This window comes from Marinomonas sp. AWM4_232, assembly GCF_056158325.1.
In genome coordinates this window covers 1,611,096-1,634,526 of the sequence record NZ_JBSWTA010000001.1, presented here as the reverse complement: position 1 = coordinate 1,634,526, position 23,431 = coordinate 1,611,096, and the positions used below count along the sequence as shown (strand labels likewise).

Genomic DNA, 23,431 nt, shown 5'->3' with positions numbered 1-23,431 from the left:
GGATTATAACGAACCTTGGCAAAAATGACTGCCCATCCTGACGGGAAAGTCAGTCTTAGGTTACACTAACCGCATCTTTTATTTCGCTGTTAGGAATCAACATGACTGCAAGCATGACCGCGTTCTCGCGCCAAGAAGCCGTATACGACTGGGGCACCATCAGCTGGGAAATCCGCTCAGTAAACCAACGTTACCTTGAGCCACACTTCCGCCTACCGGAACAATTCCGTGAATTGGAATTTGGCTTCCGTGACAGCCTACGTAAAAAGCTAAACCGCGGTAAAGTGGAATGCCAGCTACGCTTCTACGCCGAAGACACCGCGGCGAAAGGCCTTAACATCAACGCTGAAAACGCCCAAGCACTGGCTAACGCCGTGAAAGAGCTAGGCACTTGGTTTGATGGCATCAAGACCCCATCACCACTGCAAATCCTACAATGGCCAGGCATTCTAAGCGATGAAAGCGCCGATGCCGACGAAGTGAAAAAAGCGGTAATCGCTTTGTTCAACAAAGCCCTAGACGACATGATCAGTGTACGTCAGCGCGAAGGCGAGCAACTCAACGCCATCATCGAAGAGCGCCTAAACAGCATCGACGCCATCGTTGCCGATGTAAAAGAGAAACTACCGACCATCATCGCCGCGCAAAAACAAAACCTACTGGATAAGCTAGAAGCTGCCAAAGTCGAGCTAGACCCAATGCGCGTCGAAGCGGAAATCGTTATGCTGGCGCAAAAAGCCGACGTCGCTGAAGAAGTGGACCGCCTAGCGACCCATACCAAAGAAGTACGCCGCCAGCTAAAAGAAAAAGGTCCAATCGGCCGCCGCCTAGACTTCCTAATGCAAGAGCTAAACCGCGAAGCCAACACGCTGTCGTCTAAATCGATTGTTGTAGAGACAACGAACAGCGCTGTTGAGTTGAAAGTCTTGATTGAGCAAATGCGCGAGCAAATTCAGAATATTGAGTAGTTTTATCTCATTATTGGCTGGATAGTCACCCTATTCAGCCAATCTATTCTTAATCTGAGTCCTCATCTTCTAGACTATAGTTAAGTCGTCCAGATAAGTAAGAAATCAAAGACAATATATTCAAACAATCTAATTGCGTAAATGTACTAGGCACTAACTCATCTATTGGCCCATGATTAATAGGGTTTCTAAAACCAGCCATAACTCCATTTGTAAGGTGTAACTGTCCTTGTTGTATGTTGTAACCACTTTCCGTTGAAAGGTCTGCAACTTTTATTTTCGGGCTATCACCACCAAATACACTAGAGAGTTTTGTTCCATCAGCAGAAGATCCACTCAAATTTCTTAGCTTTTGCGCATATATTTTTGTCCCTTGATCAGCGGCCTCTGCAAACTGCTCATGTTGATAATACGGTTTTATGCGTTCTCTAATATCGTCATGTAAATGCCTCCAGTGTAGATCAGGATACTCAGGCACAATTTCATATAAAGCAGTAATTACTGGAGCATAAGTAGAAGATACCTCTTCATTTTTGGCCATTGTATCTACAATCTTTTCAAGAGGCTTTCTAACTTCACTAGACATAGTAGAAAACCATTTTTCCTTATCTATACCAGTATTTTTTCTAAAATCAGACTCTTTCTTCTCTTCTCTCTTTTTTCTCCACTCTCGATTTACTAATGCAATAACTGAGGACAAATACGACCTTAGCTTTTCCATTTCTGGGTTGTCCCAATTTATTGCTTGCCTATTCGTTGAAATAACATCTTCATTTAATAGGTCTATAAAATCGGCTTGAATCCACCCAGTTAAATATTGAAAAAAGTGACTAGAAGTACTCTCAGAAAAGTATTCAGGAGCGTTGACTAATTTACCCCGTGAGAACAGAGTTACGCCTCGAAGCCCTGAACTAGGAGGTATAGGAGTCTTTGAAGTAATTAGATTTAGTTTAATCTTGCCAAAATATTCTTCCCCATCCTTTAGAATATCTTGATCTGTCCATGTGAACTGCTGTTCTATTTGCTTATACTTTCTTTCATTCCCAACAGACAATTCCTCGCCAGTAGCGGACTGCAACGTAATAGCAAATGACGAGTCAATTATAAATATCTTTGACAAACTATCAGCTACAGCCTCTAAATCGAAAGAAGTTTTACGCTTTAAGTCCGAGAGCTTTATAACGGTTCCATTAGCTTTATCTGTTGGCTGATTTTCAATTTCAATACGAGGGTTATAAACACCATCTGAGGAGAGCAATGATTCCCAATCCAATACAAATCGATTTCTGAATCCTGCCCTTACAGTATCTACAGTTATGGTTTTAGCTAGGCCGAACAAAGCAAGTTTACCAAGCCCTTTCTTGCCTGTAGGCAAACGTCCATGCTTTCTAGAGGGAGTGTCACCATCATCGTCCCTTCTGTTTCGACCAATGACAAGAAACTTACTCTGAATATCCAGTTCACTCATCCCATGCCCATCATCTTCAATAATGATGGAGATAGGTTTTTTGTTTACTTCATGAAACTTAATTTTGACCGAGTCAGCATCTGCATCATAAGCATTTGATATTATTTCTCCTAAAGCTGGCGGTAAAGTGGAATACATCTTCACCCCTAAATGTTCTATAGTCCTTGGATCAAATTTCAGCTCATAATCCATAATTTCTCCGTGCTACACTAACTTAATAAGCGCTCAACAGCCTTACAATCTCTGTAATAAGCTTTCTACCTAATTTTTCTGGTACAGCGTTACCTATTTGTTTCGCTATCGCCATCGATCCACCAGAAAATACATAGTCATCTGGAAATGTTTGTAGCCTAGCAGCATGCCTTAAACTAATACCATGGGGCAACCAAGGATGAACAAATCGACCTTTTGAAGGGTTGTTACAGCCAGTTGTAATAGTATTTGAAGGCTGATGGGGGAAAACACGGCCATAGACATCTTTATGGCCTTTGTAGTCCTTATGACAATCTAGCTCTCTGCCAGATTCATCCCTACCACCTAACAATGGCGTATTTTTGAACACCTGAGTGAGTGATTCTGAATGAGTCATACTTAAATTGCACGGATCTTTTGGATCTAAGCCCTTTCCCCATTTCAAAGAGGCGACCGTTTGAGCAGACTCTTCTTTGGAGTAACCAAACTTTTCCTCTAATCGGCGCTTAAACTCATTTAAAATAGCTGGTTCTGGCTCTTCAAAAACAGATGCAGCCGTTAACCATTGAGAATCACCAGACTTATGATGGGTTGGTTTTGGAGGCCATTCGATATCGTCCCGAACCACATCATTTCGCAAAGCAAAAATAAACGCTCGCCTACGGTTTTGAGGGACTCCATAATCCTTGGCATTTAAGATCAAGGGAGTGCCCGTTATCACTTGATAACCATGCTCTTTAGCAAGATCGAGGAAATTGTTAAGGTACTTTTCATGTCGCGGCCACAACAAACCGGGAACATTCTCGACTAAGAAAGATTTAGGTTTTAAATGCTCCACAAAGTCGAAATAACGTAGCAGCAAGGCATTTCTAGGATCATCGATTCCTGAATCTTTAAAACGATGAGATGAGAAGCCTTGGCATGGCGGGCCACCAAGCAGAATATCTAACTGACCTTTTTTGATACCTTGATCATGTATCAGCGAGTTAATATCAAACTTGGTAATGTCTTCAGCAAAAACTTGAGTGGGGGCACCAAGCCTTTCCACTAAATTTTTTTTATACGTTTCGGCGGCTCTTTGATCAAACTCAATCGCAGCAAGTACGTCGACCCCAGCATTATAGGCTGCTAGCGAGAAGCCGCCTGCCCCGGAAAATAAGTCAATTGCTGTTAATCGTCGTGTGTTCATTCGTACTGCGCATCTACAAATCTGGGAATTATACGCAAACAACTTCCCCACAGATAGCTATAGCCTTTTATCAACTACACATTAAACGCACTTTGCTTTAGCAATTGTTCCCTACGGCTAATACCTAACTGACCAGCCACATCCTGCCAGCCTTTCACTGCACTCAATACTTCATCGTAGATACGAGTAGCTTGTTGCCACATAAAGTTAAGCATAGGTATTTTAATCGCAACCAGAGCGACACAGCACTTTTACGCGCATTAAAATGAAAAATATAACATTTTCATGCGCGTAAAAATGTAGGATGAGTTATACTGCAGGCAGTTAACAGTCTTAATTGGCGGGAAATGACAATGCAGCGCAACTTACTCAATGCCCTAATAACATGGAAAAATCAACCTTCGCGCAAGCCATTATTGATCGATGGCGCAAGACAAACAGGTAAAACCTATCTACTTCAAGAGTTGTTTGGGAACACCTTTGCCAACGTCCTTCGTATCGACTTTCTTGAAAATCCTGCCTACAAAGAGGCGTTCGAGGGCTCATTGTCACCTGACGAGCTAGTAATGAACATTGAGCTGTTGACCAATCAAGCTTTCAACCCAAAAACCGATCTGCTGATATTAGACGAGATAGGCGACTGCGAACGTGCCGTAACTTCGCTGAAGTATTTTGCCGAAAAAGCACCGTCCTATTTTGTCGCAGCCAGCGGTTCGAACATTGGTTTGCTCAATACCTTCCCTGTAGGCAAGGTAGAACAATACAATTTACGACCACTGACCTTCCAAGAATTTATTTACGCATCCAACGAGCAAGCACTGATCAAAGCATTTGATAGTCAAGCAAGCACACCGGCGGTGCACACTAAATTGATGGATAAACTAACCGACTATTTTTTTACCGGTGGTATGCCGGAAGCCGTTTCTGCTTGGTATCAGTTTAAGGATTCAAGCATTTTAGAACGTGTTGAAAAAGTCACTAAAATTCATGCGGATTTAGTTGAAGGTTATCGCCGCGACTTTGGCAAGTACGCGGGCAAGGTCGATGCCAAACTGATTGAATCGGTGTTTAATAGCATTCCAGCCCAGCTATCACTTGTGAACGATGAGTCGGTTAAACGCTTTAAATTTAAGCATGTGCATGAGCGGAAATCTCGATATAGCGATTTTGAAACCGCGATCCATTGGCTGAACTGCTGCCGCTTAGCCTTGCCAAACTACCCTGTTGAAGGATTACCGAAATCTCCGCTCGCGGCCTATAAAAAAGAAAACATGGTTAAACTGTTTCTGTTTGATGTGGGCCTCCTCAATCATATGCTGGGCAGTAGTTATAAAGAAATTAAGCAACAAAACTACGAATACAAAGGCTATGTAGCTGAAAACTTTGTGCAGCAAGAGCTCACTGCCATTGGCGTTGATCCAAGCTATTCATGGAATGATGCCCGCGCCGAAATCGAATTTATTTTGGCAACCGATGAAGGCGATATCGTCCCGGTGGAAGTAAAAAGTGGCAAACGTACCCGCGCAAAATCACTCGCTTCTTATATTGATAAATGCGCACCACACAAAACATTCAAACTCACTGGTACACAAGGCTCATCAGCGTTAGAACAAACCAATATCGTGATGCCACTGTATTTCACCCAGTATTTACCACAGAGATGGTAGATGAACACTGCTTAGAAACCCGAGGCCTATACTAAATAACTTTATGAGTAACAATCTGTAGACCTTGATGCCTGATTCAGGAGCTTATCGGTCGTGAACTAGTGGTGGCTCTCATGGATAATTTCGGCTCTTTTCTATACTTGCATTATTCGATATATATAAATTCTTTAAAAATTTATATATGAACTGAGTGATATGTATAGATTTACTGCTTTTATATGTCTAAACAAGGGCAACCGGCACAGGCTTCACGGCTCATTTTGAACCTTCCAGCAGCTTAATTCCTACTTCGTCATGTGCCACCATCTCGGCAAAGTTATTCTCCATGCCGAGCACTGCCATAATCATCAAATAATGAGACTTTATTCCCATATATAAGCTAAAACAGGGAATACAGTCCCTACTTTCTAGCGCAGCGGTATGTTTTTTAGGTGCGTCTCAATCGCTGTAATCATTGATTTGGTCAGCGGCAAGTGGGCTTTCTCTTTGGCCCAAATTTCATGGAACCCCGCTACGGTTTGTCTAAGCGAATCCATAAGCAAACCACCTAGCTCATATTTTGATTACTTATTACATATCAAAACCTAATTTTGATATGTATTTATAGATCAGTGATAGCATTTTTCTAAGAAACAAAAAAAGCCCCGTCCACACTTTCGTATAAACAGGGCTTTCATCGTTATGGATTTAAATTAGGCTTTGGATTCAATACAAGCCAAGGCTTTTTGCAGTGCTTGTTCGCGGGTTTCGCAGTCGTTGCCTTCTTGAATAAAGCTCATGACGTGGAATTTATCGAGTTGTTCACGGGTGCGTTCATTCGGACACAGGAGTAAGACTTCGCAGTTCACGTCGTTGGCGTCTTTAATAGCGTTTTCAAGCGCTAAGCCTACGGTGACATCGATCATCGGCACGTCACTCAAGTCCAAGATCATCACATCGTATTCATCGATGCTGGCATGTTGGCGTGAGATGGCTTTGGACACACTAAAGATCATTGGACCTGATAAGTAGAAGAACAGCACCTTACCTTGGGCTTGATCCAGCATGGCACGTTCATCGTCGGTTAGAGGAACGTTGTTATTATCCGAGTCACTGATGGCTTTGACATGACGAGTCTGTTCGCGGCTCAGTTTTTCGATAATGATGATGTTAGAAATAAATACGCCGAGGCCAACCGCTGCAATTAAGTCGACAAACACCGTCAGTAGCATCACACCGTACATAATCGCCATGCCTGACAAACTGACTTTATGGGCCCGTTGAATAAAGCTCCAATCGAGAATGTTAAAGCCTACATAGACTGCAATACCCGCCAAGACCGCCATTGGAATCGGTTCGGTAAGTCCTCCTGCAACCAATACCACCAGTGCTAATACCAATGCGCGCACAATACCCGATACTGGAGAGCGTGCGCCCACTTGGATATTGGTCACGGTACCCATGGTCGCCCCTGCGCCTGGCAACGCGCCGAACAAGCCTGAAATCATGTTCGCAAGACCTTGGCCGCGTAGCTCTTTATCAGAGTCGTGCTCGGTACGCGTCAAAGAGTCGCCAATTACCGCTGTAAGCAAGGTATCAATACAACCCAGAGTACCTAGCACCAAGGCATCAATGACCATTTTAGTGAACATATCCGCGCTAAAGTGCGGGAACACCAATGATGGCAAACCAGATGGGATTTCACCAATACGACGGATGCTATCGCTATCAAACAGAATGACCGAAATCAAAGTGATCGCCACCAGCGCCACCAATTGAGCGGGAACGTATTTGCGATACTGTTTCGGAAAGAAAAATAACACGGCCAACGTCAAGACACCGAGTAACAGCTCGCGCCATTGCAAGTTCGCCAGCGTCTCAGGGATCGCCATCAGCGTGCCGCCAACGCCACCTGGAGGTGCTGGGGACCCTAGCAAGGGGGATAACTGCAAGATGATCAGAATAACGCCGATACCGGACATAAAGCCCGACACCACACTATAAGGCATTAGGGTGACGTACTTACCCAGTTTGAGCCAGCCGAGCAGCATCTGGAAGGCCCCCGCCATCATGACCACGGTAAACGCCATAGCCATGCCGTGTTCTGGGTACTCAGCCATCATGCTGGTCAAGACCGCTGTCATAATCACGGTCATTGGGCCAGTCGGTTCAGAAATCAGCGTGGTAGAACCACCAAATAACGCTGCAAAAAAGCCGACCATAATCGCGCCCCAAAGGCCTGCTTCTGCCCCAGCACCGGATGCCACACCAAATGCCAACGCCAATGGGAGAGAGATGATTGCAGTGGTCACACCACCGAATACATCCCCTTTAAAATCAAATGCAGCAAAACGCTGAGAATCTAACAACAAACACCCCCAATGGTTGCGAGAAAAACACGAATAACAAAGGCTAAAACGTTATAAGAGTAACATATTTCAAGGGGCAGAAAGACAAAAGCTTCATCCTGACGACAGGATCTTCGCCAATGCTTTAAAAATAGTGTCGTAGCGTTTTGGTAAGGTTCGGTAACGCTTGTGCACCAAATATAAGGTCTCTTCGACTGGCTGTTTCGGCACCACGACATGCAAGCTCTCCTGATGCGCAAAGCTCGCCACTGCCGCTTCTGGTAAAACAGTAAACCCTAGCCCTTTTGCAACGGGTAAGAGAATCTGACTCAGCTGGTTAATATACCCCGTTACAGCAAGGCGTTCGGTGTCTAACTCAGCTAAGGCTGGGTCACCACAGCGTTCTAGGTACAAGGGAAGGTAATGCTTGGCATCAGGATGATTGATCAGCCCTAATTGATGCAATAACTCTGGCTGTATCACCGCATCTTGATAGGCACTAGGCAACACCAGACATAAAGTTTCACTGCCGATGACGGTACTTTGATATTGGGTCTCGTTAGGTTGATGTGTCACGATTCCCAAATCGACCGCGCCTGTTTGTAGGTCCTGCAGTGTCTTATGGTTGGGGGCGACTTCTAGTTGGATGATTAAGTTGGGATGCTGTTGCTGTAACACCAGTAATGGTGTGTACAACAGCAGTGCTAGGGCGCCAGAGCACGACAATTTGCAGACACCGGAAAAGGGGTCATCAAAGCTTAGGCGTTCTAGTAAAGTGGCTTCGTCCTTTGCGACCTTTAACGCATAGTCGTACATCAAGCGCCCCTGCTCGGTCAGCTCAAAGCGCTTCCCTTCTCTCTTCATCAAAAGATGGCCGCAGGCGCTTTCCAATTTATGAATGTGTTGACTCACTCCAGGCTGAGTCATGTGCAGCGCCTCAGCCGTCTGAGTAAAGTGCCCCACTTCCACTAAAGTTTTAAACGTATTCAGCCAAATAGGGTTTAGCATTGACGCCCCTCGATAATGATAAATTATTATTTTGAGAATAAATGATAATTTTTAATTTATCAGCCTCAATCCTATAGTGACCTCATTGAATCACATAGTACTTATAGCGAGGTTAATATGTCTGTTCACGCAACGACGCCCTATCCAAGAACATTCTCACACATTGGTATCTCAGTACCGGACCTAGAAGCAGCAGTGAAGTTTTATACCGAAGTTTTGGGCTGGTATTTGATCATGGAACCGACCGAAATCGTCGAAGATGATTCTGCCATTGGTGAGATGTGTACTGATGTCTTTGGCGCAGGCTGGGACAAGTTTCGCATTGCACACCTATCAACAGGTGACCGCATTGGTGTTGAGCTGTTTGAGTTTAAAAACCAAGAGAACCCGGAGAACAACTTCGAGTACTGGAAAACGGGCATTTTTCACTTCTGTGTCCAAGACCCAAACGTCGAAGAACTGGCTGAACGCATCGTCGCAGCAGGCGGCAAGAAACGCATGAAAGCTCCGCGTTACTACTACCCTGGAGAAAAGCCATATCGCATGATCTACATGGAAGACCCATTTGGCAACATTCTTGAAATTTACAGCCACAGCTACGAGCTACATTACGCTAGTGGTGCCTACACAGGCTAACGTGCTGTCATATGACAGATGCCAGCGTCCATGCTGGCATCTGCACGATAAGCTAGACGCTTATTTCTTTTCCCAGGCATACACTTTGAACACGTCGTCCACTGGTGTTTGCGCTAAATGATTTACGTAGTTACTCATCACTTTTTGCGACAATCCCAAGATAATTTCCAGCAACTGCTTCGGACCATAGCCCGCCGCAAAGAAGGTCTCGACCTCTTGCTCTGATAAATTACCGCGGCTTCGTACCATGGCCAGAGTCGTATCATGAAGAGCTTGTAACTTAGCCGTTGGCATCGGTGCTTCATTACGTAGGGCTTCCGTTAGTGCTGGATCCACCTTCATCATATTGGCAATCCCTGTATGGGCTGGCACACAATAATGGCATTCATGCTCAACGTTAATGGTTTGCCAAACGACGGTGAGCTCTTCTGCATCAAAGGATGTGTCTTGAAACAACTTGTGCAGCACCTGATAACCTTCTAACAACTGTGGCGATTCAGCCATCACCTTATGTAACCCTGGTAAACGACCGAATGCTTTCACTGAATTTTCGATCAGCGGCTGGCTCTCTGGCGGCGCAGTCTCAATAGTATGAAATGTAAAATGACTCATCATAATCTCCTCACCTTTCACAAAAGGCGCTCTTTGAATGAATAGAACCAAAGCACATTAACTGGATTTGAACGATCGTTCAAGCCATAATTGAACAAACGTTCAAGCAATTATTCGGCTCCCTATGAAATTCGATCGACAAGAAGCATTACATCAAGCCACTGACTTATTCTGGGCCAAGGGTTTCCATGCCACGTCTATGCGTACCATTCAGCAAGCCATGGACATGCGCCCAGGTAGCATCTACGCCAGCTTTGGCAGTAAAGAAGCACTCTTTAAGCAGGCGCTGCAGTACTACGCCGCCAACAGTCAGGCACGGCTCGCCGCTTGCGTCGAGCAGTCAGACTCGCCACTAGCAGGGCTAAAGCGTTTTATCACTGAAGTAGTCATGGGCTGCGACCAAGCGCCAAGCAGCATGTGCATGTTGGTCAAAAGCATTACTGAACTCACCGAAGACAACGCCGAGCTGCTTCTAGAAGCCAAGCGATTGTTAAATGGTATGGAACAGGCGTTTGCAGAAGTACTCGCCCAAGCTCAAGCGCAGCAGCAACTTTCAAGCGACCTAGACAGCACGCGTCTAGCACGCTACTTGCAAATGCAGTTAATGGGGCTACGCGCTTACGTGCGCGCCAATAGCGATGCGAAAGAACACTTAGAAAGCTTGATTGATGATGTGTTTAATGGATTCATCACAACATGAGAAAGATTACGACTACCCAACTTCTCAAGTCGTCTGGTAGTCTGTTCTCTTCAAATTACTCTCATGAGGCGTTTAAACGACAATAAGCGCCTGCTATCAAGGGAAGACCTATGCTGAGTTTTGCTCCAATTCAGAAGACCTATCCAAATACACAGATGATTAATGCATCGCCCTTCGTTGGCTTTCAGGACGATGTGCTGTCCGCTGAGGAATGCGAATACATTATTGAACTGGCCTCTGGCAAAACACAAAGAGCAAAGGTTTCCCTAGACAAAGAAAGTGAGATCATTCCAGGGCGCAGTGGTAGCAACTGCTGGATCAGCTACGCCTCTGATGAGAAGGTAAAGCGAATCGGTGAACGCATCGCCCAAATCGTTGGTATTCCATTGGAAAATGCTGAGGCGATGCAGGTGATTCACTATGGTCCCGAGCAGGAGTACCGCAGCCATTACGATGCCTACAACTTAGCCAATGAGCGCGGACAACGCTGTTGTCGTTACGGTGGACAGCGCTTGGTCACTGCATTGGTGTATCTGAATGATGTTGAACAAGGTGGCGGAACACGTTTCGATAAGCTTAATACTGCCATCGAGGCAAAACGTGGGCGTATGGCGTTATTTAATAATGTCGACGAGGATTACAATCGCCCTCATCCTAACAGCCTTCATGCGGGAGACGCTGTTATCAAAGGTGAAAAATGGGCGTTTAACATTTGGTTCCACGCGCGGCCAATGAAGGAAAGGCAAAACTTTGAACAATACGCCAGCCTGAAAAAGAGTCATCAGCCGCATACAGAAAGCCCTCTAATGCCGATCATAGCCAATCGTGCTCGGGATATTTTTAAGCAGGCCATCAATCAGCTCGATCCTGTCTTGACTAAACAAGCCCACCCAGCCTGTTTTACCTACTGGGACACTTACGGGCATTCTGCCCCTGATTTATCGGACATTGATGACAAGACCGCAGTGTTCAAATTAATCGAACGACGCATCACCAACCCGCTGGCCAATAAAGGGCAACTTGCCCAACTCTTGCAAACGCATCAGCTTGAATACCTAGCACCAAAAACCTTTTTCAATGTCGAAAAGGCTATCGCATATGATGCCCCAGACTCTTCTCTTTGGTTTATAAAGCATATTTTCGGTACTGGCGGAAAGGATATGCGCTGCCTTCGCAAAGAAGAGTTAACAAGCATCGCTTTAGAGAAGGATCAAATCATTCAGGAAGGCGTTACTCAACTACACTTGCTCAATGGGCGTAAGTTCACTGTGCGTATTTACTGCTTTATTTGGAATCAAAAAATTTACCTGTATAGAAACGGTTTCTTAGTGGTTCATGGAGCCGACTTTGACCCCAACAGTACCGATTACAAAGTACAGATTGATCACACGGGGTATCAAAAGTCAGACGGCCAAGTGAAACTCATCCCCCTGATTAACTACAGTGACTACGATCGTTACTTCCCTCTAATCAAAGAGTTGGTCTCCAACCTTCAGCCGATTTTAGAAAGCACACGTCATGCTTCGAGTCCATTGGACTACACCATGTTAGGAATGGATGTTTTGCTGCGTGAAGACGATTCGGTTCGTCTGCTAGAAATTAATACCGTCCCTAATTTCATTCACTCACGAGAGGTGATTGAGCGGGTTAATATTCCTTTCTTCAAAGCGGCTGTCAGCACGATGCTTGGGGAAGTGACTCAGGTGTTAGATAGAATTTACTAAATTGATTCTAGACAAAAAACTTGGGAGGAAGCCTCCCAAGTTTTTTATGAATACAAGCAATTACTTAGAAAATGATTTTATCGCGTCCTGTATTTTTGGCTTGGTACAGTTTTGAATCTACATCATGGATAAGATCAGCTAGACTCATATCTTTGATGCTTGCAAGATAGGTCACACCAAAACTCAGTGTGATGGGCATTTCTTGTAATATCGGCTGATTTGATAGAGTTTGACGGACATTTTGTAGACGTTCCATCAATTCTTGTTGAGAAAGTCCCACTAACACCAGCATAAACTCTTCGCCGCCATATCTGGCGATCATGTCTTGAGAACGGAAATGGCCCTTTAATACTTTAGCCACCGCATGCAGGGCTTTATCACCCACACTGTGTCCTAAAGAGTCATTAACATGCTTAAAGTGGTCAATATCGCAGAGTACTAGAGCGAAGGACTCATGATCGTGCTCCGCTCGTTGCAGTGCTTGTTCTGACAGCATATTAAAGCCACGACGATTATAAAGCCCGGTTAATTCATCCGTCGTACTTTGCTCTAAAAGTACTTCATTTTCGTCTTTCAACTGGGAAGTGCGTTGCGCGACTTTCTGCTCAAGGTTTTGCAAAGTGTCCGACAACTCGCTGGCCATCCCCTTCAGCCCTAGCCCGAGTGAGTGAATCTCTCGTACATGACTAAGAGAGCTCGGCAAGGCGCCTATTTGGCGTAACGAATCCGCATTAACTGCACTATTCAAGCGCATAATCGGCGTACCAATAAAGCGTGCAATCAGCGACCCAACTAAGGCAATGCTGATAAATATCACCGCGACCATTACCAGTAAACCCTCCGAAAAACCAGACAGCATGTTTTGATAATACGCATCAGGAATCATGACGCCGATTAGCCAGGTCTGACCATATGGCAATTCAATGGGTCGAATGTTGTATAAATAACGGTTTCCAGCCACCTCAATACGGTGAATGCCTGGCTCTAATTGCTGAGCAGCTTCTCTAAGTATCGGGTTTTGGTGGGATACAAGTGATGCACGCTGAACGACACCATAAACGTTGGTAAACAAGGGCTCATTGCTTGAGACGGCGATCAGATCACCATTTGGCTCTGCTAAAAAGACAAGGGCATCATCAACCAACTCTATACTTTGTAAATAGCTATCTAGTGAAGCCAGCGCCACACTGGTCGCCGTCACAGCCAATAACTGGCGGTCTCTATCGTATATGGGAACAGATAGCCCTACGCCAAGCGACTGGTATCCAAAATAGGGGGTAATGCGCCCCCAAACAGTATCTCCTTTTCTTACAGCATCTAAGTAAAAAGGTCGTGTTCTGGGATCATAGTTTTCATACACTGGTTCGCTTTCAATACGTCGGCCAACATAGTGGATTGGATCATACTCAAACGCTTCCAGCTGTCCGGGTTTAGAGGTGTAGTTGGTTGCAACGTGATGACTGGCATTGCCAAACGGATCTCGGGTGGAATTGACATAACGACCATCTGCGGCAGTTGCCAGAGAAATAAACGTCATGTAGGGGTATGGAATCGCTTGCTCGTAAAAACGTCCCGCCAGAACATCAAGATTATCTAACCATTCAGGATGATGGGTAATGGCATCTCGGTTCAGCTCTGTAAGAATGCTCAACGGCGCCATAAAGGTGGTCACACGATCATTGACTCGGTTTTCAACTTCTCGAATGTAATGTAGACCGACATTATCCGAAACATTGGACAATGTGACATTAGAAAATACATAAATGGTGGTGCCCGCCAAAGCCGCGAGCAACACAAATGGAATGACAATTAACCCTCTTAGCGACACCAACTTCATGCCTAAACACCTTTATAACCTTCCTGGCGGGGAGAGGCATCGTTGAGCTTCGTTTTCTAAAACAAAGCAACGCTGTTTTAAATTAAGACATCTATCATCAGCCTATATGTGGATCAAATCAACCCAATATTGTTGTTAGCGTTGTCGCTCGTACACACTCAGATTGACTGCGGTTGCTAGATTGAGCGATTCGATTAGCCCCACTCCGGGAATGGTAAAGGCTTTCGCCTTTAGGCTATCCAAATGCTCTCGCGGTACACCACGGGCTTCGTTGCCAAAGATGTAGCAATCACGCTGTTTGAAATCTGACGAGCTTAATGGCTCACCTTGCATATCCAAGCAACCAATCGCCTCAAAGCGCTCTGGCAAAGTGGTGATATCCACATCTAGTTCCATTGGTACATGGAACAACGCGCCCATGCTGGAGCGAATCACTTTAGGGTTAAATGGATCGACACTGCCAGGGCTTAGTAATAAGCGAAAACCACCAAACCACGCTAGGGTGCGTAGAATCGTCCCCAAATTGCCGGGATCTTGGATTTCATGCAGATATATGCCAACCGTCTTCTCATCTGCTATTGGTGAGATAGCAGCCATTGGCACAACCGCCAAAATGCCCTGTGGACTCTTGGTATCGGACATGCCCGCCATCTGCTTGGTGCTAACTTCGACCTTTTCAAACTGGGTTGACCAATCGGCGTAATCCGCCGTCACATAAAGCTTGGCCGCCGCCAATTTTGGATTGTGCTTGGCCGCATTTTCCAGCTCCAGTACCAAGTGCTCCCCTTCCACTAGACAATGACCTAGCTCTTGGCGGTACTTCTTTTGGTGCAGCTTTTTGATTTGGTCAATTTTCATCTTAAGCACCTTGTTGCTTCAAAATGTCCAATGCCACGGCTTCCGCGACCTTGATACCGTCGATACCGGCCGACAAGATACCGCCCGCATAACCCGCGCCCTCACCCGCTGGGTATAGACCCTGAGTGTTCAAGCTCTGGTAGCTTTGATTATCGCGAGTAATGCGGATTGGCGATGAAGTACGGGTTTCGATCCCGGTTAAGATCGCATCATCGCGATCAAAGCCACGGATTTTCTTACCAAACGCTGGTAATGCTTCACGCACGGCTTCGATAATAAAGTCAGGCAGCGCATCGGCAAGGTCACATAGCTGGATACCCGGCTTATATGACGGCTCGACTTCACCAAGCTCAGTGGATGCTTGGCCTTTTATAAAGTCACCAACAAGTTGCGCTGGCGCTTTGTAATCTGAACCACCCAGTTTGTAAGCCACCGCTTCCAAGCGCTCTTGCAGTTCAACACCGGCCAAAATGCCTTCTGGGTAGTCTTGTTCTGGGTTAATGCCCACAACGATGCCAGAGTTCGCGTTACGCTCGTTACGAGAGTACTGACTCATACCGTTGGTCACCACGCGGCCTTCTTCAGACGTCGCTGCCACCACGGTACCACCTGGACACATACAGAAGCTGTAGACCGCGCGACCGTTTTTCGCATGGTGAATCAGTTTGTAATCCGCTGCGCCCAGCTCAGGGTGACCGGCGTATTTGCCCAAACGTGCTTTGTCGATCAACGACTGCGGGTGCTCGATACGAAAACCAATAGCAAATGGCTTCGGCTCAATAAAGACTTCTTGTTTATGCAGCATACGGAAGGTATCGCGAGCACTGTGACCCAGCGCCATCACCACATGTTTGCTGTGCAGTTCGGTACCGTCAGCCAGCACCACACCAGTCACTTTTTGGTCTTCCAACAGCAAGTCCGTGACTTTCGATTCAAAGCGAATTTCGCCACCTAGCTCGATGATTTCTTCACGCATTTTTGCTACTACGCCGGTTAGACGGAAAGTACCGATATGCGGCTTACTCACGTACATGATTTCTTCTGGTGCGCCAGCGCGAACGAATTCGCTCATAACCTTACGGCCATAGAATTTTGGATCTTTTACCTGGCTGTATAGCTTACCGTCCGAGAACAGGCCTGCACCGCCTTCGCCGTACTGAACGTTCGATTCCGTATCCAGTTTCTTTTGACGCCATAACGCCCAAGTATCTTTGGTACGCTGACGTACGTTACGACCGCGTTCTAAGACAATCGGCTTAAAACCCATCTGTGCAAGGGTTAGAGCCGCAAACAAACCGCAAGGACCAAAGCCCACCACGATCGGACGTTCCGTTAGGTTTTCAGGCGCAGCTGCCACTGGGTGGTATTCGATATCAGGCGCCACTTTCACATGCACATCGTCTTCAAAACGTGCCAAGACCGCTGCGTCATTGCTGGTAGTTAAGTGAATTATGTAAACGAAGGTGATTTCCGTATTCTTTTTACGCGCGTCATAACTACGCTTAAAAACAAAGAAATCCAGTAGTTTTTCATCTACAAGGTTCAGGCGCTTGATAATCGCCTCACGCAATGCAGCTTCTGGATGGTCTAGGGGTAAAGAAAGTTCTGATAAACGAATCATGGAAAGGTCCTGGCCGATTGACTCGGCAAAAGATAGTCCGGCGACAAATGTCGAAAAGTAAATTGTGGTCGCATTATACGCCTGCCTTGTTTACAAGTCAGTCAGAAGCGTTATCTATCACGGAAAAACTGTTATGTTAAAGCCTTTAGTGCGCGTGACGAGAACACCCCATGCATCAAAACATTAACCTTAACTTGCTGCGATCGTTAAAAGTCCTCTTGGAAGAATGCCATGTCAGTCATGCGGCACACCGACTCAACCTGACTCAATCCGCTGTCAGCCGCCATTTAAGTGTTCTGAGAGAAATGTTTGCAGACCCCCTGTTAGTGCGCGATGGCAACTTGCTGATTCCGACACCTAAAGCACTACTTTTACAAAAGAAACTGGAAGGCTGGTTCATCGAATTGGATGACTTGATGAGCGATGAGGTGTTCGACCCCAAGCTGTGGCAAGGGGAGTTTGTGTTTTCTTCCAGCGACTACGTTGCGCAGTATATCTTGCCAGAAATCACCAAGATCTTGATGCAAGAAGCGCCGCAAGTCACCTTAACCTATCGCTTATGGCAGCCGAGTTTGCTCCATCAATTGCATGATGAAGGCATCCAACTAGCTTCCAGCATGTCCCTAGAAGCACCTGCAGGACTATCCTCGGTTCAAATCGGTGAAGATCATTCCGTATGCTTAATGGGCGCTCATCATCCATTGGCTTCAGCAGAGTCGATTAGCCTGGATCAGGCTCTTCATTATCCACATATCAAAATAGTCGGGGGCGGAGATAAAGATGGGCTGTTCGATGCCGCGCTTAAAGCGAAAGGTAAACAACGCCGAATCGCACTGAATGTACCGTTCTTCTTTGCTGCAGCCCAAGCGCTTTGTGACAGTCAACTGCTACTGGTGACACCAGAGCACATTGCTAAAAACCTTTCCGAACGCTATGACCTAACCTATCACCAACTCCCTTTGAAAACACCAAAGCATAAATACTGGCTCACATGGCACAGCAAATACGACCTAGACCCTGCCCATCTTTGGGCTCGAAGCGTGATTGAGATGATCATGACGCGGGTAAAAGGTTCGGTAGCCTATGATTTTAAATCATAGCCATGTTGATTAATCATGATTTCATTTGATATTCACAGCTTGCTAAAGTGCATTTCTTCAAAAGGAGAACATCATGACACTAACACTCTGGCTTTCTTTATTAGCGATTTGTTTACTGGGCGCCATGTCACCAGGCCCAAGCTTGGTAATGGTCACCAAACACAGCTTAGCGGGCGGTAAAGCCAATGGCCTAGCAGCCGCGTGGGCGCATGCGTTTGGTATCGGGGTTTACGCGTTTATTTCCATGGTCGGCTTGGCGGTGATTTTCCATCAATTGCCTTGGCTCTATCAGATCATTAGCTATGCGGGCGCAGCGTATTTAATCTATTTAGGTGTCAACGCCATTCGCTCCAAAGGCGGTATCGCCGCCAAGCTAGAAGCAGGTCAAACCATGTCTGTTTGGCAGTCCGCCAAAGAAGGCCTGCTGATTTCATTGTTAAGTCCGAAGATTGCACTTTTTTTCGCAGCGCTGTTTAGCCCCTTTGTCGCCTCCGTACATTCGATCGATGGCAAAATGTTAATGGTGATGACGCCTTTCATTATCGATGGTTTGTGGTACACCCTGATTACATTAATGCTTTCAAATCAACGTCTTCTGAATGGACTACGTAAAAAAGCGGTGCTTATTGATCGCCTCTCAGGGCTAATCCTCGTCGCTTTGGCAGGCAAAATCATCTTGTCCGCTTAGAGCTCTGTCAGAGCCTTGCTTCCTTTGCTGATTGGCTGTCAGCGGTTACAATAGCGTTTTTATTCAATCCGGTAGCAAAATCACCATGGCTCGATCAAAAAGCAGTAACCGTTGGCTCGAAGAACACGTCAACGACCCGTACGTTAAAAAAGCTCAAATAGACGGTTACCGTTCCCGCGCCAGTTACAAACTGCTGACCCTGAACGAGAAAGATAAACTGATCAAACCAGGCAACTTGGTACTGGATTTGGGCTCCGCTCCGGGCGGCTGGTCACAAGTGGCATCTAAGCTAGTGGGCGACAAAGGCAAAGTCATCGCGTCGGATATTTTACCGATGGACACCATCGCTGGTGTCGAGTTTATCCAAGGTGACTTCACCGAGCAGGAAGTCTTCGATCAGATCATGACAGCGGTCGATGGCGCGCCAGTGGACGTAGTGATTTCTGATATGGCACCGAATATGAGCGGTGTCTCGGCGGTCGATCAAGCCTCATCCATGTATCTTGTCGAACTGGCACTGGATATGGCGATTCAAACGCTTAAGCCAAAAGGCTTGTTCGCTGTCAAAGTGTTCCAAGGGGAAGGCTACGAAGAATTCGTTAAGCAAATGCGTCCACACTTTGACAGTGTCGTGGTACGTAAGCCTGAGTCTTCACGCGCACGCTCTCGTGAAGTATACCTAGTCGGCCGTGGCTTTAAAGGCTAATTCGATGCAGTTAAAAACCTCTATTCGTCTGAATAAATACATCAGTGAAAGCGGCCTTTGTTCACGCCGTGAAGCGGACCGTTTTATTGAGCAAGGCAGTGTTTACATCAATGGTAAGCGGGCTGGCATTGGCGATCAGGTCACCCCTGGCGACTTGGTGAAAGTGAACGGCCAAACCATTGAGCCAATGGAAGCGGAAGATCTGATCTTTATCGCGGTGAACAAGCCAGTGGGCATTGTCAGTACCACGGAGTCGAGCGAGCCAAACAATATCGTTAGTTTCGTAAAACACGGTGCGCGTATCTTCCCGATCGGTCGTTTGGACAAAGACTCCCAAGGTCTGATTTTTATGACCAACAACGGTGACCTGGTAAACAAGATCCTGCGTGCGTCGAACAACCATGAGAAAGAATACCTCGTCACGGTTAACAAGCCGATTACCGATGCGTTTATCGAAGGCATGAGTAATGGCGTGCCGATCTTGGGTCAAATGACCAAGAAATGTAAGGTGCACAAAGAGTCGACCTTTGTTTTTAACATCACCTTAGTCCAAGGCTTAAATCGTCAGATTCGTCGTATGGCGGAGCACTTTGGCTACGAAGTGGTTCAGCTTGAGCGTATCCGCATTATGAACGTTTCCCTCAAAGGCCTCGCATTGGGTGACTGGCGTGACCTGACGCAAAAAGAGATCGCCACGATTGCTGACATGACCAAAGACTCAGACGGTAATGCTGCACCTAAAGCCTCCAACCCTCGTAAACCCAAGCCACGTCCGCAAGGGCAAGGCAAAGGCAACCGTGACGGCAAACCTCGTGTTGGCGGCCCAGGTCGAGGTGGTGAGCAACGAGTCAAAGGCACCGGTCAAAGTGGTCGCCCTGCCAACGGTAAGCCCGCCGCTGGCGGTCGTGGTAAACCTGCGAATGGACGTGGCGCACCCGCTCAAGGCAAGCCCAACGGAAAAGGCGGAAAACCTCAAGGCAACGGTGGTAAACACTCTCCTGCAGGAAAAGGCGGAGCAGGACGTAGTAAACCCATGCCAAATGGCAAAGGCAAGCCTGCTACAGGCGGTTCACGACGCCCCAATACGCAAAAACAAAAAGCACGTTAATATGTCCTCTTTCATTCGGCGCGCCCCCCTTTTATTGCTAGCGTTTATCATGTTGCTAGCCCTTTGTTTAAGAGGGCCTGTGGTCGGTATTGCGCCTTTGATTGAGCGTATCGAACATGACTTATCACTGAGCAGTTCCGCATCCGGTTTATTGACCACACTGCCTTTACTTAGCTTTGCCTTTTTTGCACCAGTGGCGACATGGCTCGCTCGTCGTTGGCAGATTGAAACCGCACTGCTCATCGGTGCTGTTTGTATTCTGATCGGTATGACACTGCGCTCCTTGGGCATGCTGCCCTCGCTCTATTTGGGGGTGTTCTTAATCGGAGCAGGCATTGCTGTGGGCAATGTTCTACTGCCCATTTTGCTAAAACGGGATTTTGCACAACACATCATTCAGCTAACGGCGCTGTATGTTCTGATGATGAACGTAGGCGGCGCTCTGATGACGGGCACTGCCATGCCCATTGCTTTGTTCTCAGAACAGCATTTATCTGCATTGGGACAAGGTTGGTCGCTGTCCTTGGCCAGTCAAATGCTGTTGGTGCTGGTGCCTGTTGTATTGTGGTTCTGGTTGCCAAAACCGGAGTCCAGCTCTTCTCCTGCGCCGGCTACCGCATCAAATATTAATTTATGGCGTTCACCATTGGCTTGGCTGATTACGCTGTTCATTGCTTTAGATTCAGTGATCAACTACATCGTCAATGCCTGGCTACCGACTATTTATATAGATCAAGGCATTGCACCGGTCACCGCAGGGATTTACCACAGCTATGTTCAAGTGGGAGGGGCCTTGCCTGGCTTACTGTTGCCCTTCCTGCAACGCGTACTCAAAAGTAACCGTCAACTAAGCGTGGCGGCCTGTGTTTGTACGTTAGTCGGATTGTTTGGTATTGCCGAATTCAGTGCTTGGGCCGCTTATTGGTCACTACTATTTGGTTTTGGCATCACTTTAGGATTTGTCATTGGTATCGCGTTAATCAGCTTACGTACGGATAGCATTAAACAAGCCGCCGCGCTATCTGGTATGGCACAACTGGTCGGTTATACCTTGGCAGCGATAGGACCTGTTGCAATGGGCGGTTTACATGACTGGTTAGGGCAATGGCAAACAGGACTCTATTCGCTCATCGCTCTTTGTCTCATTTGGAGTGTTTTAGGCTGGTTTGCAAGTAAAGAAGCCTAAGGCTCATTGCTCTCAGGAATCGGAAGGTACAAGGTAAAGCGAGTCTGTCCAGGCTCGCTATGGACCGTCACACGTCCCTTTAAGAGTTTCGTCACCCACTGATGCACCATAAATAAGCCCAGCCCAGAGTGCTGCTTTAAACCACGTTCAGTGGTTACAAATGGCTCCCATATATGATCAATGATGTCTTCGCGAATCCCTTTGCCGTTATCGGAGACTTCAATAACGTATTCATCTTCACGCGTTGCAGCAAGTACAATAACACCCGCCTGTTGACTATCAAAGGCATGATCCAAAGCGTTCATGATCAAGTTTTGTAACACTTGAGAAATAACGCCTTGCGCAGCAATGATCTCATCTGCGGGGTCACAATAACGCTCAACTCTTACGTTAGGGTGTTTTTTCAACACCGCTTTCAAAGGAGCTAATGTATCCTCAAACATAGTATTCACCGAAAAGCATTCGCTATCAGGGCTCATCTGATTCTCAGTGATACGCTTAAACTGCTCCACCACTTGCACCGCGCGGTTTAAGTTTTGAGCCGCCAAGTTCAGACTATTTTGAAACAAAGTGGCTTGCTGCTCACTTAACTCAGACTGAATTTGTTTTATCAGGTGCTCCAAAGAAGAAAGACTTAAACGTACGCCACCTAAAGGCGTACTCAATTCATGACCAACCCCTGCCACCATCAAACCAAGCGAAGACAGTTTACCTTTTTCAACCAACTCATTTTGCAGCGCCACAAGGTCCCTATTATTGTTTTGCAGCGCCAATTGAGCGATTTCCATCTGCTGTTTTTCATGATGCAGAGCTTCAATATATGCTTGTTTCTGCGCTTTATTTTTCCACCACAGCAATACAATCGATAGCAATAATCCATAAGCGATTACACTGGCCAAGATCACACTAAAAAGTGTGGTCTGTGCATACCTATTCCAGACATCAAGTCTTACTTTGGACAGGAAGAAATAGTCGGGGAGTGTGTCTTGTTTTTCATCGACGTAACTGGGCAAAACCGTAAGAGGCTTGCCATTACGCAATGTAATACTCTGCAATGTTCGACTTTGAGCTATAACAGGCCAGTCATTCGGATATTGATTAGCGAAAGAAGATAAAATATCACCATAAAGATGAAGCCACTCAATTTCGGGCGTATGAGACAGTAACCAGAAGCCTTCGGAGTCAATCATTTCAAAAGTATTGGTTGCCGTTTGCATGGTGCGCAGTCGAGCAAACAGATAATTAAGATTGTAATTGACCACTAACAAACCAAGTTCGCTACCAGCCTCATCAAGAATCTTCATGCTCGCTCGCACGGTGATTTCATATGGAGTGACGATGGAACCATGCTCTACATTCAGATCAATTGGGGAAAAAGAGGCGCTCTCACCACCCCTAGCCATACCATCTAGGAAGTAATATCGGTTTGACTTATCCTGTAACTCGGAATTAGCAACGACCTCCGCTTGCTCACCTGCAATATTGACTCGAACAGCTTCTAAGCCTTCAGGTGTCAGCCAGCGGATCTGCGAAATGTAATCTGACAGGCCTGCCGCTCTAACAAAGAAACTCGCTACCCCGTCTTGCCAACGTTCCAAGTCGTCAAACTGATCTGGGCGATAGTACTTCACGAGCACTTGGTCCATATAAGCCAGTGTTTGCTGTATATGTCCAAGCTCTCTGGACATCAGCACTGCTCCTCGGTTCAAAAGGTCTACTTGCTCTTCGCGCCACTGCTCTATTGAACGATCTTGCCAGAAGCCCCAGGAAAAATAGCCCAAACTCGCCACCAACAACATTGGCAACAATACAATCGCTAGTAATGGGCGCTTCATC

Annotated in this window: 21 protein-coding genes; 10 read left to right on the top strand and 11 right to left on the bottom strand. The window is 46.3% G+C overall.

Features of this window, described 5'->3' with window-relative positions; genetic code table 11:
- The first annotated feature begins 101 nt into the window (after positions 1–101).
- Complete coding sequence (locus tag ACXAC1_RS07750; RefSeq protein ID WP_475060584.1) at positions 102–968, top strand: YicC/YloC family endoribonuclease; 867 nt, start codon at positions 102–104, stop codon at positions 966–968.
- 49 nt (positions 969–1,017) lie between these two features.
- Here the strand turns inward: ACXAC1_RS07750 and ACXAC1_RS07745 are convergent, their stop codons facing one another.
- The 3 genes from ACXAC1_RS07745 to ACXAC1_RS07735 all read right to left on the bottom strand — a co-directional run bounded on the left by ACXAC1_RS07745 (position 1,018) and on the right by ACXAC1_RS07735 (position 4,020).
- The gene (locus tag ACXAC1_RS07745) at positions 1,018–2,628 is read right to left on the bottom strand and encodes a TIGR02391 family protein (RefSeq protein ID WP_475060582.1); all 1,611 of its coding nucleotides are present in this window, start codon (positions 2,626–2,628) and stop codon (positions 1,018–1,020) included.
- A gap of 22 nt (positions 2,629–2,650) precedes the next feature.
- Complete coding sequence (locus ACXAC1_RS07740; RefSeq protein WP_475060580.1) at positions 2,651–3,817, bottom strand: DNA cytosine methyltransferase; 1,167 nt, start codon at positions 3,815–3,817, stop codon at positions 2,651–2,653.
- A 74-nt stretch (positions 3,818–3,891) separates the two neighbouring features.
- Positions 3,892–4,020: a hypothetical protein gene (locus ACXAC1_RS07735; protein WP_475060578.1), complete on the bottom strand. Its 129-nt coding sequence runs from the start codon at positions 4,018–4,020 to the stop codon at positions 3,892–3,894.
- Positions 4,021–4,170: 150 nt separating this feature from the next.
- Between ACXAC1_RS07735 and ACXAC1_RS07730 the strand changes: the two genes are divergently transcribed.
- Positions 4,171–5,484 carry an ATP-binding protein gene (locus tag ACXAC1_RS07730; RefSeq protein WP_475060576.1) on the top strand — a complete coding sequence of 438 codons (1,314 nt, stop codon included), beginning with the start codon at positions 4,171–4,173 and terminating at the stop codon, positions 5,482–5,484.
- A gap of 407 nt (positions 5,485–5,891) precedes the next feature.
- On the opposite strand, the gene ACXAC1_RS07725 is transcribed toward ACXAC1_RS07730, so the two are convergent.
- The 3 genes from ACXAC1_RS07725 to ACXAC1_RS07715 all read right to left on the bottom strand — a co-directional run bounded on the left by ACXAC1_RS07725 (position 5,892) and on the right by ACXAC1_RS07715 (position 8,819).
- Positions 5,892–6,020, bottom strand: coding sequence for a hypothetical protein (locus tag ACXAC1_RS07725; RefSeq protein ID WP_475060573.1), 129 nt, complete (start codon positions 6,018–6,020; stop codon positions 5,892–5,894).
- Between the two features lie 156 nt (positions 6,021–6,176).
- Entirely contained in the window at positions 6,177–7,832 is a 1,656-nt protein-coding gene (locus ACXAC1_RS07720) for a SulP family inorganic anion transporter (RefSeq protein WP_475060570.1), read from the bottom strand.
- Positions 7,833–7,925: 93 nt separating this feature from the next.
- Positions 7,926–8,819, bottom strand: coding sequence for a LysR family transcriptional regulator (locus ACXAC1_RS07715; protein WP_475060568.1), 894 nt, complete (start codon positions 8,817–8,819; stop codon positions 7,926–7,928).
- Positions 8,820–8,936: 117 nt separating this feature from the next.
- Here ACXAC1_RS07715 and ACXAC1_RS07710 point away from each other — a divergent pair, with 117 nt between their 5' ends.
- Complete coding sequence (locus ACXAC1_RS07710; RefSeq protein WP_475060565.1) at positions 8,937–9,455, top strand: lactoylglutathione lyase family protein; 519 nt, start codon at positions 8,937–8,939, stop codon at positions 9,453–9,455.
- A gap of 60 nt (positions 9,456–9,515) precedes the next feature.
- Here the strand turns inward: ACXAC1_RS07710 and ACXAC1_RS07705 are convergent, their stop codons facing one another.
- On the bottom strand, positions 9,516–10,067 hold the full coding sequence (locus ACXAC1_RS07705) for a carboxymuconolactone decarboxylase family protein (protein WP_475063801.1): 552 nt from the start codon (positions 10,065–10,067) through the stop codon (positions 9,516–9,518).
- Between the two features lie 124 nt (positions 10,068–10,191).
- On the opposite strand from ACXAC1_RS07705, the gene ACXAC1_RS07700 reads away from it, so the two are divergent.
- On the top strand, positions 10,192–10,767 hold the full coding sequence (locus tag ACXAC1_RS07700) for a TetR/AcrR family transcriptional regulator (RefSeq protein WP_475060562.1): 576 nt from the start codon (positions 10,192–10,194) through the stop codon (positions 10,765–10,767).
- Between the two features lie 110 nt (positions 10,768–10,877).
- Complete coding sequence (locus tag ACXAC1_RS07695) at positions 10,878–12,491, top strand: 2OG-Fe(II) oxygenase (RefSeq protein ID WP_475060559.1); 1,614 nt, start codon at positions 10,878–10,880, stop codon at positions 12,489–12,491.
- 64 nt (positions 12,492–12,555) lie between these two features.
- Here ACXAC1_RS07695 and ACXAC1_RS07690 read toward each other — a convergent pair whose 3' ends face one another.
- The 3 genes from ACXAC1_RS07690 to ACXAC1_RS07680 form a co-directional block, all read right to left on the bottom strand.
- Positions 12,556–14,328 (bottom strand): sensor domain-containing diguanylate cyclase, encoded by a 1,773-nt coding sequence (locus ACXAC1_RS07690; RefSeq protein ID WP_475060556.1) that lies wholly within the window; start codon positions 14,326–14,328, stop codon positions 12,556–12,558.
- A gap of 135 nt (positions 14,329–14,463) precedes the next feature.
- Complete coding sequence (locus ACXAC1_RS07685) at positions 14,464–15,186, bottom strand: TrmH family RNA methyltransferase (protein WP_475060554.1); 723 nt, start codon at positions 15,184–15,186, stop codon at positions 14,464–14,466.
- 1 nt (position 15,187) lies between these two features.
- Positions 15,188–16,807: an NAD(P)/FAD-dependent oxidoreductase gene (locus ACXAC1_RS07680; RefSeq protein WP_475060551.1), complete on the bottom strand. Its 1,620-nt coding sequence runs from the start codon at positions 16,805–16,807 to the stop codon at positions 15,188–15,190.
- 170 nt (positions 16,808–16,977) lie between these two features.
- On the opposite strand from ACXAC1_RS07680, the gene ACXAC1_RS07675 reads away from it, so the two are divergent.
- The 5 genes from ACXAC1_RS07675 to ACXAC1_RS07655 all read left to right on the top strand — a co-directional run bounded on the left by ACXAC1_RS07675 (position 16,978) and on the right by ACXAC1_RS07655 (position 21,595).
- Positions 16,978–17,907, top strand: a complete 930-nt coding sequence (locus ACXAC1_RS07675) for a LysR family transcriptional regulator (protein ID WP_475060549.1) — start codon at positions 16,978–16,980, stop codon at positions 17,905–17,907.
- A gap of 73 nt (positions 17,908–17,980) precedes the next feature.
- On the top strand, positions 17,981–18,595 hold the full coding sequence (locus ACXAC1_RS07670) for a LysE family translocator (protein WP_475060547.1): 615 nt from the start codon (positions 17,981–17,983) through the stop codon (positions 18,593–18,595).
- A gap of 85 nt (positions 18,596–18,680) precedes the next feature.
- On the top strand, positions 18,681–19,301 hold the full coding sequence (gene rlmE, locus ACXAC1_RS07665) for a 23S rRNA (uridine(2552)-2'-O)-methyltransferase RlmE (protein ID WP_133561703.1): 621 nt from the start codon (positions 18,681–18,683) through the stop codon (positions 19,299–19,301).
- 4 nt (positions 19,302–19,305) lie between these two features.
- On the top strand, positions 19,306–20,409 hold the full coding sequence (gene rluF / locus ACXAC1_RS07660) for a 23S rRNA pseudouridine(2604) synthase RluF (RefSeq protein ID WP_475060544.1): 1,104 nt from the start codon (positions 19,306–19,308) through the stop codon (positions 20,407–20,409).
- A 1-nt stretch (position 20,410) separates the two neighbouring features.
- Positions 20,411–21,595, top strand: a complete 1,185-nt coding sequence (locus tag ACXAC1_RS07655; protein WP_475060541.1) for an MFS transporter — start codon at positions 20,411–20,413, stop codon at positions 21,593–21,595.
- On the opposite strand, the gene ACXAC1_RS07650 is transcribed toward ACXAC1_RS07655, so the two are convergent.
- Entirely contained in the window at positions 21,592–23,430 is a 1,839-nt protein-coding gene (locus ACXAC1_RS07650) for a sensor histidine kinase (RefSeq protein ID WP_475060539.1), read from the bottom strand. The genes ACXAC1_RS07655 and ACXAC1_RS07650 overlap by 4 nt on opposite strands.
- Position 23,431: the final 1 nt, after the last annotated feature.

Coding starts and splice junctions, on each gene's coding strand:
- ACXAC1_RS07750 (WP_475060584.1), top strand. CDS start 102: ATGACTGCAAGCATGACCGCGTTCTCGCGCCAAGAAGCCGTATACGAC.
- ACXAC1_RS07745 (WP_475060582.1), bottom strand. CDS start 2,628: ATGGATTATGAGCTGAAATTTGATCCAAGGACTATAGAACATTTAGGG.
- ACXAC1_RS07740 (WP_475060580.1), bottom strand. CDS start 3,817: ATGAACACACGACGATTAACAGCAATTGACTTATTTTCCGGGGCAGGC.
- ACXAC1_RS07735 (WP_475060578.1), bottom strand. CDS start 4,020: ATGTGGCAACAAGCTACTCGTATCTACGATGAAGTATTGAGTGCAGTG.
- ACXAC1_RS07730 (WP_475060576.1), top strand. CDS start 4,171: ATGCAGCGCAACTTACTCAATGCCCTAATAACATGGAAAAATCAACCT.
- ACXAC1_RS07725 (WP_475060573.1), bottom strand. CDS start 6,020: ATGGATTCGCTTAGACAAACCGTAGCGGGGTTCCATGAAATTTGGGCC.
- ACXAC1_RS07715 (WP_475060568.1), bottom strand. CDS start 8,819: ATGCTAAACCCTATTTGGCTGAATACGTTTAAAACTTTAGTGGAAGTG.
- ACXAC1_RS07710 (WP_475060565.1), top strand. CDS start 8,937: ATGTCTGTTCACGCAACGACGCCCTATCCAAGAACATTCTCACACATT.
- ACXAC1_RS07705 (WP_475063801.1), bottom strand. CDS start 10,067: ATGAGTCATTTTACATTTCATACTATTGAGACTGCGCCGCCAGAGAGC.
- ACXAC1_RS07700 (WP_475060562.1), top strand. CDS start 10,192: ATGAAATTCGATCGACAAGAAGCATTACATCAAGCCACTGACTTATTC.
- ACXAC1_RS07695 (WP_475060559.1), top strand. CDS start 10,878: ATGCTGAGTTTTGCTCCAATTCAGAAGACCTATCCAAATACACAGATG.
- ACXAC1_RS07690 (WP_475060556.1), bottom strand. CDS start 14,328: ATGAAGTTGGTGTCGCTAAGAGGGTTAATTGTCATTCCATTTGTGTTG.
- ACXAC1_RS07685 (WP_475060554.1), bottom strand. CDS start 15,186: ATGAAAATTGACCAAATCAAAAAGCTGCACCAAAAGAAGTACCGCCAA.
- ACXAC1_RS07680 (WP_475060551.1), bottom strand. CDS start 16,807: ATGATTCGTTTATCAGAACTTTCTTTACCCCTAGACCATCCAGAAGCT.
- ACXAC1_RS07675 (WP_475060549.1), top strand. CDS start 16,978: ATGCATCAAAACATTAACCTTAACTTGCTGCGATCGTTAAAAGTCCTC.
- ACXAC1_RS07670 (WP_475060547.1), top strand. CDS start 17,981: ATGACACTAACACTCTGGCTTTCTTTATTAGCGATTTGTTTACTGGGC.
- rlmE (WP_133561703.1), top strand. CDS start 18,681: ATGGCTCGATCAAAAAGCAGTAACCGTTGGCTCGAAGAACACGTCAAC.
- rluF (WP_475060544.1), top strand. CDS start 19,306: ATGCAGTTAAAAACCTCTATTCGTCTGAATAAATACATCAGTGAAAGC.
- ACXAC1_RS07655 (WP_475060541.1), top strand. CDS start 20,411: ATGTCCTCTTTCATTCGGCGCGCCCCCCTTTTATTGCTAGCGTTTATC.
- ACXAC1_RS07650 (WP_475060539.1), bottom strand. CDS start 23,430: ATGAAGCGCCCATTACTAGCGATTGTATTGTTGCCAATGTTGTTGGTG.